We start from the raw sequence: 16,808 nt of genomic DNA, 5'->3' as shown, positions 1-16,808 counted from the left end.
TATGGAACTTGCACCAAAAGTAGAAACAATAGACCTGAATCTTCACTACGGCGATTTTCATGCGCTGCAGGACGTGAACATAAAGATTCCGGCGCAGAACATTACCGCTATGATAGGCCCGTCGGGCTGCGGGAAATCCACGCTGCTGCGATGCTTTAACAGGATGAACGACCTTATCGAGCATACCAAGGTTGATGGCAGCATAATCATTGACGAGCAGGATATTCTAAGCCTTGATGCAGACCTGATTTCGCTGCGCAGAAAAGTGGGAATGGTTTTTCAAAGGCCTAATGTCTTCGACCTGTCTATCTACAATAATCTCAGGTTCGGCCTGAGCATACATCGTATGATGAATAGAAAAGATGAGGTTATGCAGGCCATTCAGAACGGCCTCGAGCATGTCGGGCTTTGGCAGGAGCTTAAAGACAAACTCGGGAAAAATGCCCGCACACTTACGCTCGAACAGCAGCAGCGGCTGTGTATCGCCCGCGTGCTGATTTTAAAACCGGAGATAATCCTGCTCGATGAGCCGTGCTCGGCGCTGGACCCCGTCTCGACACTCAAAATAGAGGATTTGCTGCGGGTATTGAAACAGGAATATACGCTGGTAATTGTAACTCATAATATGCAGCAGGCCGCCCGTGTGTCGGATTACACTGGCTTTATGTATATGGGAAAACTTATTGAATTTGGAGACACGGGACAGGTTTTTACTAATCCCAAAAAAGAACTGACCGAAAACTATATAAGCGGCCATTTTGGCTAACTTAGGGAGACAATTAAAATGAGAGAAAGTTTCGAAAGACACATTAAAGGGCTTAATGAGCACGTTGTCGCGATGAGCGAGATGGTTGCTTCTGCAACCAGCCGGTCAATCAAAGCGCTTGAGACCCGCGATGTTAAAGAGGCCGAACAAATTGTCAAAGACGATTTGCTCATCAACAAGAAACGATGGCAGATTGAGGAAGAATGCATCAGTCTTATCGCCCTGCAGCAGCCGGTCGCCAGTGATTTGCGGGAAATAATAGCGGTCCTGAATGTTATAACCGACCTGGAGCGTATGGGCGATTATGCCGAAGGGATTGCCAAGATAGCGATTATGCTTAGCGGTGAGCCGCTCATCAGGCCGCTTATTTTCACTCCCCAAATGACTGAAAAGACCATCGATATGCTCCGGCGAAGTATTCAGGCCTTTGTCAAAAGAGACGCCAAAACCGCCGAGGCCATCTGCAACGAAGATGATGAAGTGGACAAACTCTACGACCAGTCCTATCACGACCTGCTGATGCGTATGATTAAAGACCCGACTGTGGTATCAAGGGCGACGCCTCTTATCTGGGCGGCGCACAATCTCGAACGAAGCGCAGACCGCGTCACCAATATCTGTGAACGAACTGTCTTCCTGGCTACGGGGATAATGCCGCAGGTGAATGTGTCAAAGTATTAAGGCCGATGCTCAGCCGTCCCGCTGGCCATCTTCGATGCCGGTGATAGTTGCATCGAGTCCCATCAGGATGGTTCTGACCGCCGGGTCGTTAATCAGTTCGGCTCTTTTTTGGCCGGTGGTCTTGGGCTGGTTTGCGGCGGGAGTTGTTTCCTTGGAGGCCGTTTCAAACTTCAATCGTACGTTCCCCCCGCAATGTTCGCTTAATAAAGATTGTATCTGTGTCACTCTGCCGTTACTTTCACACATTTTTTTCTGCATTTCAGCAGACCCCGGGAAAGTAATTGTTAACAGGCCCCCTTCGAATCGGCTCGGCTCAGCGGAAGTTAACAATCCTGCGGTGCTGTTGCCGAGTTTGGTAGAGATAATTTTTAAAATGTTTTGCCAATCACTTTTTATTGACTGTATGTCACTTGGCGCAGGCGAATCAATTTTCTTTTCTGTTACAGGCTCAGTTTGTTTCTCTGCGATAGTGTTTGTGGTGCTCGGATTAGCTATTTGCTTTTTTTTTATGGGCCCTGCGGCAGGGCCTGTGCCCTGACGAGTGGGGCTGCCTTTTAACTGCAAAAGAAGCTCATCGATGTTCAGGAAATGCTCGCTTAGGGCAAATCGCAGCAGCGAAGCGTCTAAAAGTGCCCTTGGCGTGTCGCTGCCTTTGAGTGTCCGGCGCAATCTTTCGAGTGTGGTTATATTGTAAACGAGGGCTGCGATGTCAAATTTTTCAGCTAACCTCCCGGCCTGCTGCCGCTGCTCGGCGGTCAAAACCAGAAGTTCGCTTTCTGCGCCTGCGGATTTTGCCACCATTAAATCCCGCATATAATCGACGAGTGAATCGGCAAGCTGCACTTCGCTTAACCCTGCGTTGATTAAATCCTCCGTCGCGGCAAGTGTGCCCGCTGCGTCGCTGTCGCCGATTTTGGCGATGAGGTTATAGATTTTTTCACTGTTCGGACATCCGAGGTATTCTTCGAGCAGGTCGGCGTTCAGTGGTTCGACGCCGGTGCTTATTAACCTGTCCAGCAGACTCAAGCCGTCTCTCATCGAACCGTTTGCCATTTTTGCTATGGGTAAAATTAAACTCTCTTCATATTTTATCTTTTCCTGTTCGAGTATGGATTTGAGCTGACCTGCGATTAGGTTTGGGTTTATATTGGTAAAATCGAATCTCTGGCAGCGGGACTGAATCGTGGGGATGACTTTGTTTGGCTCGGTGGTTGCGAAAATAAATTTAACGTGACTGGGCGGCTCTTCCAGTATCTTCAGCAGCGCGTTAAATGCCGACGTGCTGAGCATATGCACTTCGTCGATAATATAGATTTTAAATCTGCCGCGTGCAGGCCGGTAAATCGCGTTCTCCCGCAGTCTGCGGACCTCCTCGACGCCGTTGTTCGATGCGCCGTCGATTTCGATTACGTCGATATCTTCGCCGAGATTAATTGCGATACAGCTTTCGCATTTACAGCACGGCTCAATGGTAGGGGCCTCTGCGGACAGGCAATTGAGGGCTTTAGCGAGAATCCTCGCCATAGTTGTTTTGCCGACGCCGCGGGTTCCCGTGAAAAGATATGCGTGAGCGACCTTGCCGGTTTTTATGGCGTTTTTGAGCGTTTGCGAAATCGGATTCTGGCCGACGACGTCATCGAAGCTCTGCGAACGGTATTTACGTGCTAAAACAGTATACATTATAAATGACAAAAGGTGGCCGGGTTTGCCACGGCACTGCCAAATCCACGCTATGGCTGCTCGGTTCCCCGCCTGACCAGATTCGCGGGCTCGGCCTGCATGGGACCCGGCCAAAAAATTTATTATTGACTATTTTCTATTGACTATTTTTAATTTTGTTGCTTCCTTTTATGATAAGTGAATGGTATTCAATAATCAAGAGTTTCGAACTGATTTCAGGGGTATTTATAATGAAAGTCAGAATTGAAGATACGTGCACTTCCTGCGGATTATGCGTGGATACCTGCCCGGAGGTCTTTGAAATGGGGCCTGATATGGCAAAGGTGATTGTCGATGAGGTTCCAGCCGAATTCGAGGATGCCGTCCAGCAGGCCGCTGAAGAGTGCCCGGTCGAAGCGATTATCGTCGAATAGCTATCGCGAAAGCTGCCGGCTTCTGTCGCGGGCTTTTTTGATGGCTGAGTTAATCAGTGCGCCGAATTTGCCTTTCGCCAGCTCTTTTAGCGCAGCCTCGGTTGTGCCGCCCGGCGAGGTAACCTTCTGGCGCAGCTTCGCGGGACTTTCGCATCTGCCGTCAGCGTCAATCGCAAGTAAAGCAGCGCCTTTTGCGGTTTGGAGAACCAAATCCCTGACAATATCATCCGACAGTCCTAATTTGCCGCCGGCCTTTATCATTTCTTCCATTAAAAGAAAATAATAGGCTGGCCCGCTGCCGCTTACGGCTGTTACTGCATCGATTAGACTTTCATTAGAAACGACAACTACTTTTCCAACCGCTGAGAATACTGCCTTTGCCTTTTTGAGCATCGGTTTTGCTTTGTCGTTAGCAAATAGCGCGCTGGCTCCTTCGCCGATTAGGGCGGGCGTGTTCGGCATTGCGCGAACTATCGCAACATTACCGAGAACGCCTGCGATTCGGCTTACTTTTACCCCTGCCGCGATTGATATTACTAACTTCTTACCGCTGACCGCGCCTTTGATGCTTTCCAGTGCATCAGTCATATTCTGCGGCTTGACGCTCAAGACTATAATATCCGCTTTGCTTACAAGGTCGCGGTTTCCCCTGGTCTGCTTGACTTTGTATTTTTTGGCGAGTTGTTTCAAACGTCCCGGCCGGATGTCGCTTATGAATATATTGCCTGGTTTGTAAAGTCTCGCTGTGATTATGCCCTTTATCAGGGCTTCAGCCATATTTCCGCTGCCTATAAAGCCGATTCTTCCCATCGATTTGTCCTTTTTGAAATTATTCCCGAATATATAACTTTTATAAGTATAAAGCCAGATAGGGGCAATGGCAATGCTAATTAGTCGTTAGTCGCTGTGCCGGTAAGGCATCCTTTACGTGAGACCGCGGCAATTTCTTTCAAGTACTTTTTTAATGCGGTTTTTGCGATGGAAGGATGAGAGATGGATTTGGAAATCGGCCAAGCGGTAGTTACGAAATGTGAAATTTAAAAAAAGTATGAACCTGTCGCGAATTGAGAATACAAATGCCCGTTTTACTCAAAAAAACCCAGCTTTTGGCCTTTTCTGCTCTAAACGTCAAGTCGCCCACCATAGTCGGACAAGTACGATGTTCCTTTCCCATCCTAATTTGTATATTTTAGATTGACAAAGATAGTTTATCCTGCTTATCGTAAGTGATATTTGGCGAGGAAATAATTATGAAAAAATACAGCACTTTTCTATTCTGCCTTTTAACCTTTGTTCTCAAAGCATCATCGCAGATAAGTTTCGCAGAAGATCTGTCACATCAGCCTGTACCCGATTCCCGAAAGGCGTCGTTACAGCAGGTACTAACACACTACCCTTCGCATGTCGCAAAGGCTGGTGAATGGTTACGCGGTCAGCAAAATGACGTGACAGGCCTGCTCCGCAGCTACAATATGCCGGGCGACTGGAAAGCTTGGACATATGACCAGGCAATGGGCACAATAGCTCTATTGGCTGTTGGTGATGTTGATACTGCGAAGCAGTGCATCGATGGAATGCTTGCTGTCCGCCGTGATACCAATGATACGAATTGCCTGACTCACGTATGGGTTGACGGCTACAACTCATCTAATGGCAATGAAGAAGCAAATTCTATTGCTGTTGGCCCCAATGCTTGGATGGGCTTGGCCTTGTTGAGATTGTATCAGGTCACCATGGATAGCAATTATCTGTCGGCTGCAAAAGATGTGGCCAATTTCCTTCTCGAACGGCAGGCACAACATGGCTGTGCTGCCGGTTCGATCGCAGGCGGATACGACGAATTTTGCATCCCTTTCACTTGGACAAGCACCGAACATAACGCCGATGCCGTAGCGTTTTTAATTAGCTTGGCCGAAGTCACAGATGTAAACGCAGAAAATTATCGCGATGCGGCTGTCAGGGTCGCAGACTGGTTGGAAAGGGAAATGTGGGACCCAAGCCTCGGTTGTTATTATACCGGATACGCCGATTATAATCTGTGCACGATTAGTGACTTCCCCGAGCGACTCGACAGCCAGACGTGGACTCTGCTGGCTTTGCAGGTTCTGGCTGCTTATGATGACAATGAACCTAATATGTATAACGGCCTGCCGTGGATTGACCAGAATACCTGCCACGTCAATTACAATGACTGCAATCTCTCCGGCTTCGCTAAGGTAACGTTAGGACTGCGCGCGACCGAAAGCTTCTGGGTGGAAGGCACTGCTGGATATATCTTGGCTGCAGGTGCCTCCTGTCACAGTAAAGAAAATCAGAATCAAATGACCGGTTCATTAGACTGCCTGCAGGATACAAATGGAGCCGTTCCCTATTCTGTAGGCGTTACCTGTCCCGACATAAATCAGTATTTCGACCCCTGTGATATCATACTTGCCACTTTTGAAGGTCATCCCCACTGTCTCTTTGGACAGGTCGGTGTTTACGGCGACGGCGCGCCCGATTGGGTTGCTATTGAAAATGCCGGATATAGCCAGCCCTATACTTGGTATTATGAACCCGAAAAGCCGGGATACGACCCTAACAATGTCCACAATTGCTGGCAGTCATTCCGGCTGGTTAATGCTACTGAAATGTGTTTGACTCAAGATCTTAATTGGGCAAGCTTGGGTTTGGATATGGGGCCGGAGGTAAATGGCGTCATTACATATAGGGATGTAAGCGATTATGAAAAATTCGTCTTCTGGGCTAAGACCGAAGATAACAATGACAACAATATACAAGTTATATTTCGAGATGCCAATAGTCCTCAAGTAAGCTACTATCCGACTCCGCGATATCTGTCAACCGACTGGACAGAGCATCACGTTAATTTAGCCGAAATCAGTGGAGCGGACCTTAGTAAACTTGAGCACGTTGGATTTGGCTTTGGCAATAATACCGGCAACAGTCCCGGAACAATCATTTACCTTGACGACATTGGATTTACCGGTAGTAACACTATGACACCTCTTTCCAACGGTGCCGATATGCCGACGGCATTTCCGCAGCACTGGCCGTACGATAGCATCGCAGCTACTGCTTGGTTAATCCTCGTTGAGCTTCAGATAAATCCTTTTGCAGCTAATTCTGAAAGTCCTCTAAAGCCCTGTTTAACACCGTTAAGTGACCTCAATATAGATTGTTGGATCAACTTTTATGACCTCGCCATTCTCTGCAACCAGTGGCTTCAGGCCCCTGGTAGTCCCTCTGCAGATATTGCCCCGCCGACCGGTGATGGCATGGTCGACCTTCTGGACTTGGCTGTTGTCGCCAACCAGTGGCTCGAATACGGAAGTTGAAGCCTAATTTATTTGTGTTGCCTTCTGCTCGGATACTTTTTTACCTGTATGCCTTCGGCATACTTACTGTCCGTTTCCTCGTTGCGGTCTCCGGCAACACCGCGCAATCTGTGTCTAAAAAATCTCTGTGCTCTCTGCGGTTAGAATCAATCAAATGCGCAGGTAGGTAAAAGCAAAAATCCATTTTCCCCAAATTTTTTTTACTCCTTTTCTCCTATCGAGTTACGAGGGCCGAGCGGCGAGCGACGGCTAAATTTTTCGCATCAATCGCGCAAGTTCGTCCAATTATAGAAGGGACGTATTCTAAACATCCTGTCTCGCCGAAGTTTTAACGAAGGCGGATACAAAAGACGTGAAACAACAAAACACGGTTAATTTAGGCAGCTTTCATTTAAGCGATCAGTGTGAATCTGCGCAATCTGTGGTTAAAAGTCAATCAATCAAAACAACTAAATTATGCAAAACAAACCCAATTTTTTAAAAAGTAAAATGTTTATAACCTTATTGAAAACAAGAAATTACAGCGAAAAATGCAAATTGGACACTTGGTCAAAACAAACCCAAACAAAGCCAATTTTATCAGCCGGTCAGCAGCTCGAATTCTTTGATGCTCAGAGAATTCCGCAATTTCTGCAGGGCAGTCAATTCGAGCTGGCGGACGCGTTCCTTGGTCATACCGAGGTCATCGCCGATTTGCTGCAGGGTTTTTTTGTTCTTTCTTATCAGTGTGCCGACAAGGCCAAAGTGATTTATGATTATATACTGCTCCCGCTTGTCAAGCTCATCCTTGATAACCTGCACCAGGTTATGTCTCGCCCGTTCGACGGCGCCGAAGTCCGATTCAGCCGGCTTCAGGTAACGCTGAATGTTCGCCAGCGAGCCTGCTTTTTCCCGCGTGAGCTCGGTGCTTTTGCCGGAAACCTTCGCATACTCTTTGGCTATGTTCAGCGAGGCGGTCTTTCCGAATCGAACGTCCCTTGTATAGTCGAATTCTTCGACTGTTTTAATAAGCGCGAAATTGCCTTTGCTCACGAGGTCTTGGAAATTGACCTCACCGGCGGCGTGTTTGCCCGCGATGCTTACGACCAGCCGAAGATTTGCCTCTATGATAATTTTTTTGATAGCTTCTGCCTCGGCCAGATAGTGTTCTATTTTCCCCAGCCGGTCGCTGTGAACGTGCGTTGGCTTGATGCCTGCCCTTGTTTCAGAAGCCAGGTATTTCAGGTAGTTATACCTGCGGAACAGCTCGACCTCGCGCTGCCGGTTCAGAACAGGAGTGTTTCTCAACGCCTTGAGATACTCAGGCAAAAGAGACTTGTCGGCCAGTTCCAGCGGCTCAATGGTTTTGGCAGGCATAGGTTTTTCGATGCCGAGCGGCTTTGCGAGAAATTTTTCTTTGGCATTTTCATCAAGGAACTCGTCACTGGGGACAAATTCGATTTTCCTGGCCAGGAGTATCTTTGCCCTTTGCTGGTTTATAAGGCGATATACCGAGCTTCTACTCAGGCCGAAGCGGCTCATCAATTCTTTGATAGAACTGCCCTGTTTGAATAGTTTATAAATTTCAGCAACTTCGGCCGGGCTGATTACTTCGTGGTGTTTGCTGAAAATAGGGTTATCGGGATTGGCCTTTTCGTAATTTGAGAGGGTGTATCTTATGGTTTCGTGGGCCTTGCTGAGTTTGGTTGCTATTTGGTCTATGATTTGGTATCGGCTTAGCGAAGGCTTGGCTGCGAGCGCCCTGGCTTGTTTTATAATCTGTTGTTTTTCTTTCTCCGTCAGGCGCTGAAATTTTTTAGCTTTGGTGATGACGTCGGGATTATCGTTGAGGAATTTATCGACGGCGGACTGCAAAAAGCCGAGACGCTTTTGGCCATCGGGGAAAACAAATTTTCGCGCAACCAGTCCCCGTTTTCGCCAGCGATGAATTGTCTTTGTTGAGACCTCAAGGTTGGCGGCAAGGGCCTCGATGGTGTGGACGACCTGGTGCTGCTCATCGACGGCAAGGGCCAGGTGACTGCTCAGCTTGGTGATGAAAATCCTCAGGTCTTCTGCAAGCTCGTTGCCTTTGATGGGCGGCTGTTCCGGCAGGGCTTCCTTAGGGTAGAAACCGGTGATATTGAGACATACGAAATCGAAAGGGTATTCCTTGTCGGGTTTGATAATGGCAAGAAGTTTTTCGGCAGATTCGAGCTGTTTTCGAAGGTGTTTTTGTGGTGTGAAATGAAGCTGGACAAGCAATTGCGCTAAATTTTGGTTTTTTATCTGTCTCATATAACCAAGTGTCTATTTTACTAAATCGGGCGCAAAAAAACAGCCTTTTGCAAGGCTGTTTTGAATTTTGATAATTAATTAAGGAGTCTTTTGGCAACGTCGACAGCCGAAGCAGCATCGGGTGCGTAGCCGTCAGCGCCGATTTTGTCGGCGTAGCCCTGTGTTACAGGAGCGCCGCCTACAAGAAATTTGGCTTGAATACCGGCGGTTTTCATTGCCTTGAGGGTCTTATCAAGGGCTGGCAGTGTCGTTGTCAAAAGCGCGCTCATACCTATCAGCGGTGCGCCGCAGGCTTTGGCTTTCTCGACAAACACTTCAGGTTTAACGTCGATGCCTATGTCGATGACGTTAAACCCAGCGCCCTTTAGCATCATCGTGACAAGATTTTTGCCGATGTCATGCAGGTCGCCGACCACAGTTCCAATCATAAACTTTGCGATAGGCTCGACGCCGGCTTTTGCAAGCTCGGGCTCGAGGACTTCCGTCGCTGATTTCATAGCTCGGGCGCAAATGAGCACTTCGGGAATGTAAACCTCGTTTCTTTTGAAACGGCCGCCGACGACAGCCATACCCGCGATTAATCCGTTGTCGAGAACTTCTTTAGCAGTCATCCCCTCGCTTAGGGCGGCTTTGGTTAGAGATACGGCGGCGTTCTGGTCGCCTTTAATAATTGCGTCTGCCAATGCTTTCAAATCTGCCATTTCTGTTTGCCTCACAAAAATCGTTAATTTGCTTACATTCAGTTTTACAATAATTAAGGCCAATATTAGACAATATTTTGCGAGTTAAAACAAGCCATAAATTAAATTTTCCGGCTGCGCGTGCGATAACGGCGCAGAAAAGCGGATTTATACCATTTGCAAAAACCCCGGCCGGTGTTATATTTAGTCCTTTGTGCCGGTCGAAAACACGATGCGATAAACACGGTACGATATAATATGAGTAATTATATAGTTTTGACAAAACAGGTTCCGGACATAACGCAAATAACCGACAATGCGTTTGACCCTGAGACCGGAACGCTCATCAGGAGCCGCTTGGTCGGTGTAATCAACGAGCTGGACACGCAGGCGCTGGCTTTTGCGAACTATATGAAAACAACAAGCGGCGACGCTGACGGCAGAATCGTTGCCTTAACTATGGGGCCGCCGATGGCTGAAGAAGTTCTGCGATATACCCTCGCCCGGTGTGCCGATATGGCGGTGCTGTTGACCGACAAAGCTCTGGGCGGCGCCGATACGTGGGCGACGGCGAATCCACTGGCCTATGCAATCAGAAGGATAGCTAAAGACTTCTTCAATGGAAACGGCGATTATTATGTAGTTTGTGGGATGCAATCGGTGGATGGGGACACCGCTCAGGTACCTCCGCAGATTGCCGAGGAGCTGTCCCTGCCGTGCGTAGCCTACGCCACGAAAGCAGAATTCAGAAACGGCCGTTTTGAATTCACGCGGATTATCAGCGGCGGCAGTCAGGTTGTTGCCCCTAAAAAGCTGCCGGCGGTAATCACAGTTGCCAAATACGAGTATCCGCTGTTTGCGACGTTTGTAGGGACGCGGCGGGCAAACAGGATGAAAGTTGTGCAGTGGAGCGGCGATGACATCAAAGCGGCTTACATCGGCGCCAAAGGCTCAAAGACAAGCGTAATCCGGGTTTTCCCGCCGGGCAAAAGCACTAGAAAATGTAAGCAGCTCGGTGATGTAAAGACATTGGCTAAATTGCTTGTTGACAGCTTCAAAAGCGGCAGGGCAGAGCCTGACTTCGCCGGCAGCGGTCAAATGAGCCGCTATGTTTTGCCGAGCAGGCGGGTGGCCAGGTTCGGGAGAGACTTCGAGAGAACAAGAAAGGAAAACGAGGATTTTAAAATTTTATACCAGACGCTGATGGAATTAGGCGTTGGAAAAATCAGCCGGATTGATGAAAGCATTAAGGAAAAGATACTTGCTGTCGCAGGCGGGCATTTTCACAAGAAAGCGTTGGAAGATATGATAAACGGCCTGCAGTTAACCGAACCGAGTTTCGCCGGCGAGGTTTGGGTCGTCGCCGAGTATGATTTAGGGACACTGCATCCGGCGACGTTCGAGCTTATAGGCAAGGCTCGCGAGCTTGCGGACTCTTTAGAGACCAAAGTAGGCGTATGTTTAGCAGGGCAGCGGGTGGGACCGATGGCAAAAGAACTAATCGTCGCCGGTGCGGATAATATCTACGTTATCGAGGATGAGCTGTTGAGTGTATTTGACCCGAGCGCGTATTGCAAAGCTGTTGCCGATTGTATCAGCACGTACTGGCCTCAAATTGTCCTGTTTGCTGCGACAGCCCGCGGCAGAATGCTTGCGCCTATGGTTTCCTACAGGGTTGGCTGCGGACTTACCGCCGACTGTACTTCATTCGATATAAGGGACAGCTCACGAACAGGCCGCATAGCTATCCTTATGCAGACGAGGCCAGCGCTGGGCGGCAACGTTATGGCAACTATCTGTACGAAAGATTCAAAGTCTCAGATGGCTACGGTAAGACCGGGAGTTATGAAGAGAATTCCGCCTGATCAGTCAAGGACTGGTGAAGTCATCGAGCACAAAGTCAGACTTTGCGAGGACGATATTAACCTTGAAATTATAAAAACCGAGACGGGCGCCGGTGTCGCCAACTTTAATGTTGAGGTAATTGTCAGCGGCGGCAAAGGGATGCAAAGCAGGGACAACTACGAACGGCTTGTCGGCTCACTTTGTGATTGCCTCAGCGATAAGCTGGATACGTCGGTTGAAAGAGGCGCATCGCGTGCGGCGGTTGAGCAGGGCTTTATTGAACGCATACACCAGGTAGGGCAGACCGGCACGTCAGTCGGGCCGAAACTTTACATCGCGCTGGGAGTATCAGGCGCCATTCAGCATATGATAGGTGTTGCGAACGCAGGGACAATAATCGCCATTAACAGCGACCCGAACGCGCCGATATTTAAACAGTGCGATTACTATATGGTCGGCATCGCAGAAGATATAGTGCCGCAGTTAGTTCTGGCGTTAAAGGCCGAGTAAAAAATGTCAAACGATAAAGACTACAACAAGACAGATGTCCTGATAGTCGGCGCGGGGCCGGCGGGCCTGGCTTGCGCGATACGGCTAAAAGCGCAAAGGCCGAATATTGATGTTTGCGTAATAGAAAAGGCCGCCGATTTGGGCAATCACAATCTCTCCGGCGCGGCCTTGGAGGCTGAATCGCTGCATACGCTGCTGGATTCGGCAGTTCAGAGATGGCAGGATAGTGCCTCGGCGAAAGATGTATTGGCAAATAAGGTCAGCAGAGATGATGTGATGTTCTTTTTGGGAAAGAGAATATCGTTTAATATCTCACTTGCAATTAAGCTTGCCAAAATATTCAGGCTTGGCTTCGGCCAGATGATACATAAAGGCGATTACATTGTATCGGTAAGCAAGCTGACGAAATGGATGGGGCAGATTGCGAAAGAGCTCGGCGTCGAAGTGCTGACCGGCTTTGCGGCTGAAGACATAATTTTCAATGAATCGATACAGCAAGTAAAAGGCATCAAGCTTGTTAGTCAGGGGTTCGACAAAAGCGGGCAAAAGCAGCCTAATTTTATTGAGGGTGAAACGATAGACGCTGATTTCATTGTGCTTGCCGAGGGCTGCGACGGGTTGTTGACCGAAAAATTCATACAGAAAGCTGGTCTTAAAAGGCAATGTCCCCAACTTTATTCGGTTGGCGTCAAGGAGCTTATAAAGGTAAGCGGCGAGCAGTATAGCGAATTCACTTCCGGCCGTGTCGTTCACGCTATGGGCTATCCGTTATGGACGCCTGTTTTAGGCCCGGGAATGTTCGGCGGCGGAGTAATGTATCCTGCCGGGGATAATAATATTGCCGTTGGTATGATTGTCGGTGCCGACTGGAAATACTGCGATTTTAATCCGGAGGATGCGCTGACGAATTTCAAGAACCACAGTTTTGTAAAGCGGTTTATCGCCGGCGGGGTAGTATTGGAGGCCGGCGCAAAAATGATTCCCGAAGGCGGATACTACGCTATTCCGAGAGACCCGCAAACAGGTTCTATCGGCAAAGGCAATTGCATAATAGTCGGCGACAGCGCAGGCTTCGTGAACATGCTCAAAATCAAGGGGCTGCACAATGCTATTTGTTCAGGAATAGCGGCAGCAAAGGCTATCGCCGAAACGCGGGATTTATCCGAGATCGCAGCAGCCAGATATACCGAGTTAATCGATAGCTCGAATGTTGCCAAAGAGATGGCCTCGGCAAGAAACTTCCGCCAGACCGTCGCGAAGTTCGGGGCTTTGCTGGGGATGCCGATTTCTGTTCTTGGCGGGTTTTTACCAAAGTTTAAGATTGAAGAAGATTATAAGGCGATGACTGCTGCTCGATATAAATTAAAACCCGAACAGCAATTCGATAAAGACACCTTTACAGCAATGGCGGCGACAAGGCACCGCGAGGAGCAGCCCAGCCACCTTAAAATTTTAGATAGCATAGTCTGTCGGACGAAATGCACGCCTAAGTTCGAAAGCCCCTGCATTACATTTTGCCCCGCGGGAGTATATGAAACAGTACACGATGAGGTAAAGCCGGCCAATCCGTCAAATTGCGTGCACTGCAAAACCTGCCAGAGAAAATGTCCCTTCGACAATATCAGGTGGACTGTTCCGGAAGGCTCAGGCGGACCGCGTTATAAAAGGATGTGAAAAAAACAGGGGGAAAATAGTGCGAGATTTGATAACGACCCTTAGGCAGTGGTAAGTCTCGTTACGCCTGGGTCTTTTTTTGTTCGCTCTTTTCGCGCTGAATCGCTTCGTATACTTCCTTGCGATGAACAGGTATATCCTTCGGGGCCGCTATACCGAGACGAACCTTGTCCCCGCGGACATCTACAATGGTAATCTCGACGTCATCGCCAATCATAATCGATTCATCTTTTTGTCTGCTTAGAACCAACATTTTCAACTCCTTTTGTCGGCTGGTCTTACTATATTAACTTACGAAGAATACTGAAATCCTGTTCACCCCTCTGTTGGCCAAACACTTTTGTATGCTCTTGTCCTGAAGCGGCCAACAAACCTTTCGGTTCAACAGTATTTTCGGCTAATTTCGAGACCTGAAACAACCATTTTTGTTTTTTTTAGGCAGCCAGGATTAGTTATAGGACTCCGTGCACGTAACTGTATGAAATATATACACTTACCGTAAAGATGCGGCTTGAATAAAAAGATGTATTAAATTCATCCCCTCTTTTTTATGGGTGTTTTTGCCGGAAATTTACGCGGACAGCCAGCCAGTAGCCGGCGATTGAGCCTAACGTGCCAAAAGCCACCATTTGCAATGGCAAAATGGAAGTGACCGCCCAGGAGAAAAAAATCGGCGGGTAGTGTTCGACAAGATACTGCAACATGCTTTCTCTGGTGTAAGTAATAACTGCAAATCCGGTTACCAAAGCTGAAGCAACTATTGGCCAGATATAGCTGGCGTCGAGAAATTTCTTAACAAGAAAAGCTGCTATTCCAAACGAAACTAATACGGCAAAAACAATCTGGCCGACAGCCGGCTGAGCAATTACCGAACTTAATCTAAGGTCGGGTATCCTGATGTCTTGGGCGAATATCCCGATGCAAAATACAGCTATTAAGCAGGAGCAGATTACAGCGATTATACGATTGACGAGGGATGATGGACTAAAGTCGAAGGAGCCGGGGGCTACGGACGATTTGCGAGATACAAGATACTGTCCGAGCAGCACTCCGCCGAATCCGGCAGCGACAATAGCCAGCCAAAAAATCGGTTCCCATTTAAGCGTTGCAAACAGCGCCTGACGCTGGGCGAGGGTTGGGGCCAGCTGCATCAGTTCTGCCATATTGCCGCCGCGCACCGCCCAAATAGCAAGGCCGGCAGGTGCCGCCATGATGCCGATTTCCCGGCCGTTAGGCCAGGAAACAAAATAGCCGATAAAGCCGGCTAAAACCGCCAAACCCGCCAAAGCTGTTGCACTGCCGAAGGCCGGCACAGATATGACTCCGAACGGCTCTGCTGGCGTTCCTAAGGGAGCCAAAAAACCTATCAGGATAATACCGACCAGCAAGGCAGCGGTCACCTTCAGTTTCACAGGCCAGTTGACCTCTGAAAACATACCCATACCTGCGATAACGCCTGCAAGAGATGCTCCTATCTTGAAAACAAGCAGCCATGATAATTCCATAACTTAGCTTCCTTAATCGCCGAGATGGCTTATGCCACTACACCGGAAACAGGATAACACCTAAATGACTATTTATCAATAATCAACTTGAGCAAAACATCTGACTTTGGTAAATTGATATTTTAGCTCTAATAAGAATTTAATCCGAGGTTATTTTATGAACGTATTGTTAATCGGCAGCGGCGGACGTGAGCATGCTATCGCCTGGAAGCTTGCTCAATCGAAAAATTTAGACAAGCTCTATATCGCTCCGGGCAACCCAGGCACGGCTCAATGCGGGGAAAATATTCCTATCGGCGCCAATGATACCGGCAAGCTGGTGAACTTTGCCAAACAGAACAACGTTGCTCTTGTGGTGGTTGGGCCGGAAGACCCCCTTGCGGCAGGGGCGGTAGATGTGTTTGAAACAGCGGGGGTAAAAGCGTTCGGTCCCAGCGGAGGCGCCGCACAGCTTGAAGCTGACAAGGCGTTTTCAAAACAGATGATGCGCGCCAGCGCCATCTCCAGCGCAGAAGGGCAGGTCTTCGAGAGGTTTGCCGACGCCAAAGCATATATTGCAAGCAGGGACGCCCCGGTGGTGGTAAAAGCAGCGGGGCTTGCAAAGGGCAAAGGTGTCTTTGTCTGCGATGACCCTGCCGACGGCATCGTCGCGGCAGAAAAAATAATGTGCGGCAAAATATTCGGCACGGCAGGGGACAAAATCGTCGTCGAAGATAAACTGCTCGGCGAAGAGGCTTCTATACTGGCTTTCGTGGACGGCAAAAGTATTTACGTTATGGAGTCGTCGCAGGACCACAAAGCCATTGGTGATGGTGACACCGGTCCGAACACCGGAGGCATGGGCGCATACAGCCCTGCGCCGGTGGTTACTGATGCGATGATGGACAAAATAACACGCGAAATTCTTGTGCCGATAGTAGATGGTATGAATCGCAACGGCACGCCGTATAAAGGTGTGCTGTATGCGGGAGTTATGGTTACCGCAGGCGGACCGAGGGTGCTCGAATTTAATGTTCGTTTCGGCGACCCGGAAACCCAGCCGATTCTGATGCGGCTGAAAAGCGATTTGCTGGAGGTTATGCTGGCGGTTTGTGACGGCAGGCTGGATGAGGTTACACTCCAGTGGGACCCAAGGCCGGCTGTTTGTGTGGTCATTGCTGCGGGTGGTTACCCGGGAGAGTATGAAAAAGGGAAAATAATAACCGGCATAGCCCAGGCCGAACAGCTCGCCGATGTTGTCGTGTTCCACGCAGGTACTGCTGCAAAAGATGCAAGTATCGTTACCAGTGGCGGCAGAGTCTTGGGTGTGACTGCTATGGGGCAAACTATAGCAAAGGCAAAAGCAAGAGCGTATGAAGCCGTAGATAAGATAAAATTCGACGGCGCCTATTGCCGGCGGGATATTGCAGACAAAGCAATAAGAATGACGATATAGTCGGTAG

13 protein-coding genes and 1 other RNA gene are annotated in these 16,808 nt (G+C 48.8%); 7 read left to right on the top strand and 7 right to left on the bottom strand.

Translation table 11 applies throughout. From position 1 onward, the window contains the following. The first annotated feature begins 1 nt into the window (after nucleotide 1). Nucleotides 2–766 carry a phosphate ABC transporter ATP-binding protein PstB gene (gene pstB / locus PHG53_03585; protein MDD5380706.1) on the top strand — a complete coding sequence of 255 codons (765 nt, stop codon included), beginning with the start codon at nucleotides 2–4 and terminating at the stop codon, nucleotides 764–766. 18 nt (nucleotides 767–784) lie between these two features. Further along, entirely contained in the window at nucleotides 785–1,447 is a 663-nt protein-coding gene (phoU, locus tag PHG53_03580) for a phosphate signaling complex protein PhoU (protein MDD5380705.1), read from the top strand. A gap of 9 nt (nucleotides 1,448–1,456) precedes the next feature. Here phoU and dnaX read toward each other — a convergent pair whose 3' ends face one another. Then, entirely contained in the window at nucleotides 1,457–3,127 is a 1,671-nt protein-coding gene (gene dnaX, locus PHG53_03575) for a DNA polymerase III subunit gamma/tau (protein MDD5380704.1), read from the bottom strand. Nucleotides 3,128–3,141: 14 nt separating this feature from the next. Then, nucleotides 3,142–3,239, bottom strand: an RNA gene (gene ffs, locus PHG53_03570) — signal recognition particle sRNA small type. 118 nt (nucleotides 3,240–3,357) lie between these two features. Here ffs and PHG53_03565 point away from each other — a divergent pair. Continuing rightward, the gene (locus tag PHG53_03565) at nucleotides 3,358–3,540 is read left to right on the top strand and encodes a ferredoxin (protein MDD5380703.1); all 183 of its coding nucleotides are present in this window, start codon (nucleotides 3,358–3,360) and stop codon (nucleotides 3,538–3,540) included. On the opposite strand, the gene proC is transcribed toward PHG53_03565, so the two are convergent. Continuing rightward, entirely contained in the window at nucleotides 3,541–4,350 is an 810-nt protein-coding gene (gene proC, locus PHG53_03560) for a pyrroline-5-carboxylate reductase (GenBank protein MDD5380702.1), read from the bottom strand. It abuts the gene before it with no gap. A gap of 440 nt (nucleotides 4,351–4,790) precedes the next feature. On the opposite strand from proC, the gene PHG53_03555 reads away from it, so the two are divergent. Beyond that, nucleotides 4,791–6,878, top strand: a complete 2,088-nt coding sequence (locus PHG53_03555; protein ID MDD5380701.1) for a hypothetical protein — start codon at nucleotides 4,791–4,793, stop codon at nucleotides 6,876–6,878. 579 nt (nucleotides 6,879–7,457) lie between these two features. Here PHG53_03555 and PHG53_03550 read toward each other — a convergent pair. Together PHG53_03550 and PHG53_03545 are read right to left on the bottom strand one after the other, a co-directional pair. Next, nucleotides 7,458–9,152, bottom strand: coding sequence for a sigma-70 family RNA polymerase sigma factor (locus PHG53_03550; protein ID MDD5380700.1), 1,695 nt, complete (start codon nucleotides 9,150–9,152; stop codon nucleotides 7,458–7,460). A gap of 74 nt (nucleotides 9,153–9,226) precedes the next feature. Next, entirely contained in the window at nucleotides 9,227–9,853 is a 627-nt protein-coding gene (locus tag PHG53_03545) for a corrinoid protein (protein MDD5380699.1), read from the bottom strand. 237 nt (nucleotides 9,854–10,090) lie between these two features. Here PHG53_03545 and PHG53_03540 point away from each other — a divergent pair, with 237 nt between their 5' ends. Together PHG53_03540 and PHG53_03535 are read left to right on the top strand one after the other, a co-directional pair. Next, nucleotides 10,091–12,187, top strand: coding sequence for an FAD-binding protein (locus PHG53_03540; GenBank protein ID MDD5380698.1), 2,097 nt, complete (start codon nucleotides 10,091–10,093; stop codon nucleotides 12,185–12,187). Between the two features lie 3 nt (nucleotides 12,188–12,190). After that, nucleotides 12,191–13,861, top strand: a complete 1,671-nt coding sequence (locus PHG53_03535) for an electron-transfer flavoprotein:ubiquinone oxidoreductase (protein MDD5380697.1) — start codon at nucleotides 12,191–12,193, stop codon at nucleotides 13,859–13,861. A gap of 61 nt (nucleotides 13,862–13,922) precedes the next feature. Here PHG53_03535 and csrA read toward each other — a convergent pair whose 3' ends face one another. Together csrA and PHG53_03525 are read right to left on the bottom strand one after the other, a co-directional pair. Further along, on the bottom strand, nucleotides 13,923–14,114 hold the full coding sequence (gene csrA, locus PHG53_03530; protein MDD5380696.1) for a carbon storage regulator CsrA: 192 nt from the start codon (nucleotides 14,112–14,114) through the stop codon (nucleotides 13,923–13,925). Nucleotides 14,115–14,409: 295 nt separating this feature from the next. After that, nucleotides 14,410–15,366 (bottom strand): hypothetical protein, encoded by a 957-nt coding sequence (locus tag PHG53_03525; protein MDD5380695.1) that lies wholly within the window; start codon nucleotides 15,364–15,366, stop codon nucleotides 14,410–14,412. 157 nt (nucleotides 15,367–15,523) lie between these two features. Between PHG53_03525 and purD the strand changes: the two genes are divergently transcribed. After that, the gene (gene purD / locus PHG53_03520; GenBank protein MDD5380694.1) at nucleotides 15,524–16,801 is read left to right on the top strand and encodes a phosphoribosylamine--glycine ligase; all 1,278 of its coding nucleotides are present in this window, start codon (nucleotides 15,524–15,526) and stop codon (nucleotides 16,799–16,801) included. The last annotated feature ends 7 nt before the right edge of the window (nucleotides 16,802–16,808 follow it).

Source organism: Phycisphaerae bacterium (assembly GCA_028714855.1).
In the GTDB taxonomy this organism is placed as follows: Bacteria; Planctomycetota; Phycisphaerae; order Sedimentisphaerales; family Anaerobacaceae; genus CAIYOL01.
Note: the sequence above shows the minus strand (reverse complement) of the source record. Positions and strands in the feature narration are given on the sequence as shown.

Coding starts and splice junctions, on each gene's coding strand:
- PHG53_03545 (MDD5380699.1), bottom strand. CDS start 9,853: ATGGCAGATTTGAAAGCATTGGCAGACGCAATTATTAAAGGCGACCAG.
- proC (MDD5380702.1), bottom strand. CDS start 4,350: ATGGGAAGAATCGGCTTTATAGGCAGCGGAAATATGGCTGAAGCCCTG.
- PHG53_03535 (MDD5380697.1), top strand. CDS start 12,191: ATGTCAAACGATAAAGACTACAACAAGACAGATGTCCTGATAGTCGGC.
- PHG53_03550 (MDD5380700.1), bottom strand. CDS start 9,152: ATGAGACAGATAAAAAACCAAAATTTAGCGCAATTGCTTGTCCAGCTT.
- PHG53_03565 (MDD5380703.1), top strand. CDS start 3,358: ATGAAAGTCAGAATTGAAGATACGTGCACTTCCTGCGGATTATGCGTG.
- dnaX (MDD5380704.1), bottom strand. CDS start 3,127: ATGTATACTGTTTTAGCACGTAAATACCGTTCGCAGAGCTTCGATGAC.
- phoU (MDD5380705.1), top strand. CDS start 785: ATGAGAGAAAGTTTCGAAAGACACATTAAAGGGCTTAATGAGCACGTT.
- PHG53_03555 (MDD5380701.1), top strand. CDS start 4,791: ATGAAAAAATACAGCACTTTTCTATTCTGCCTTTTAACCTTTGTTCTC.
- pstB (MDD5380706.1), top strand. CDS start 2: ATGGAACTTGCACCAAAAGTAGAAACAATAGACCTGAATCTTCACTAC.
- PHG53_03525 (MDD5380695.1), bottom strand. CDS start 15,366: ATGGAATTATCATGGCTGCTTGTTTTCAAGATAGGAGCATCTCTTGCA.
- PHG53_03540 (MDD5380698.1), top strand. CDS start 10,091: ATGAGTAATTATATAGTTTTGACAAAACAGGTTCCGGACATAACGCAA.
- purD (MDD5380694.1), top strand. CDS start 15,524: ATGAACGTATTGTTAATCGGCAGCGGCGGACGTGAGCATGCTATCGCC.
- csrA (MDD5380696.1), bottom strand. CDS start 14,114: ATGTTGGTTCTAAGCAGACAAAAAGATGAATCGATTATGATTGGCGAT.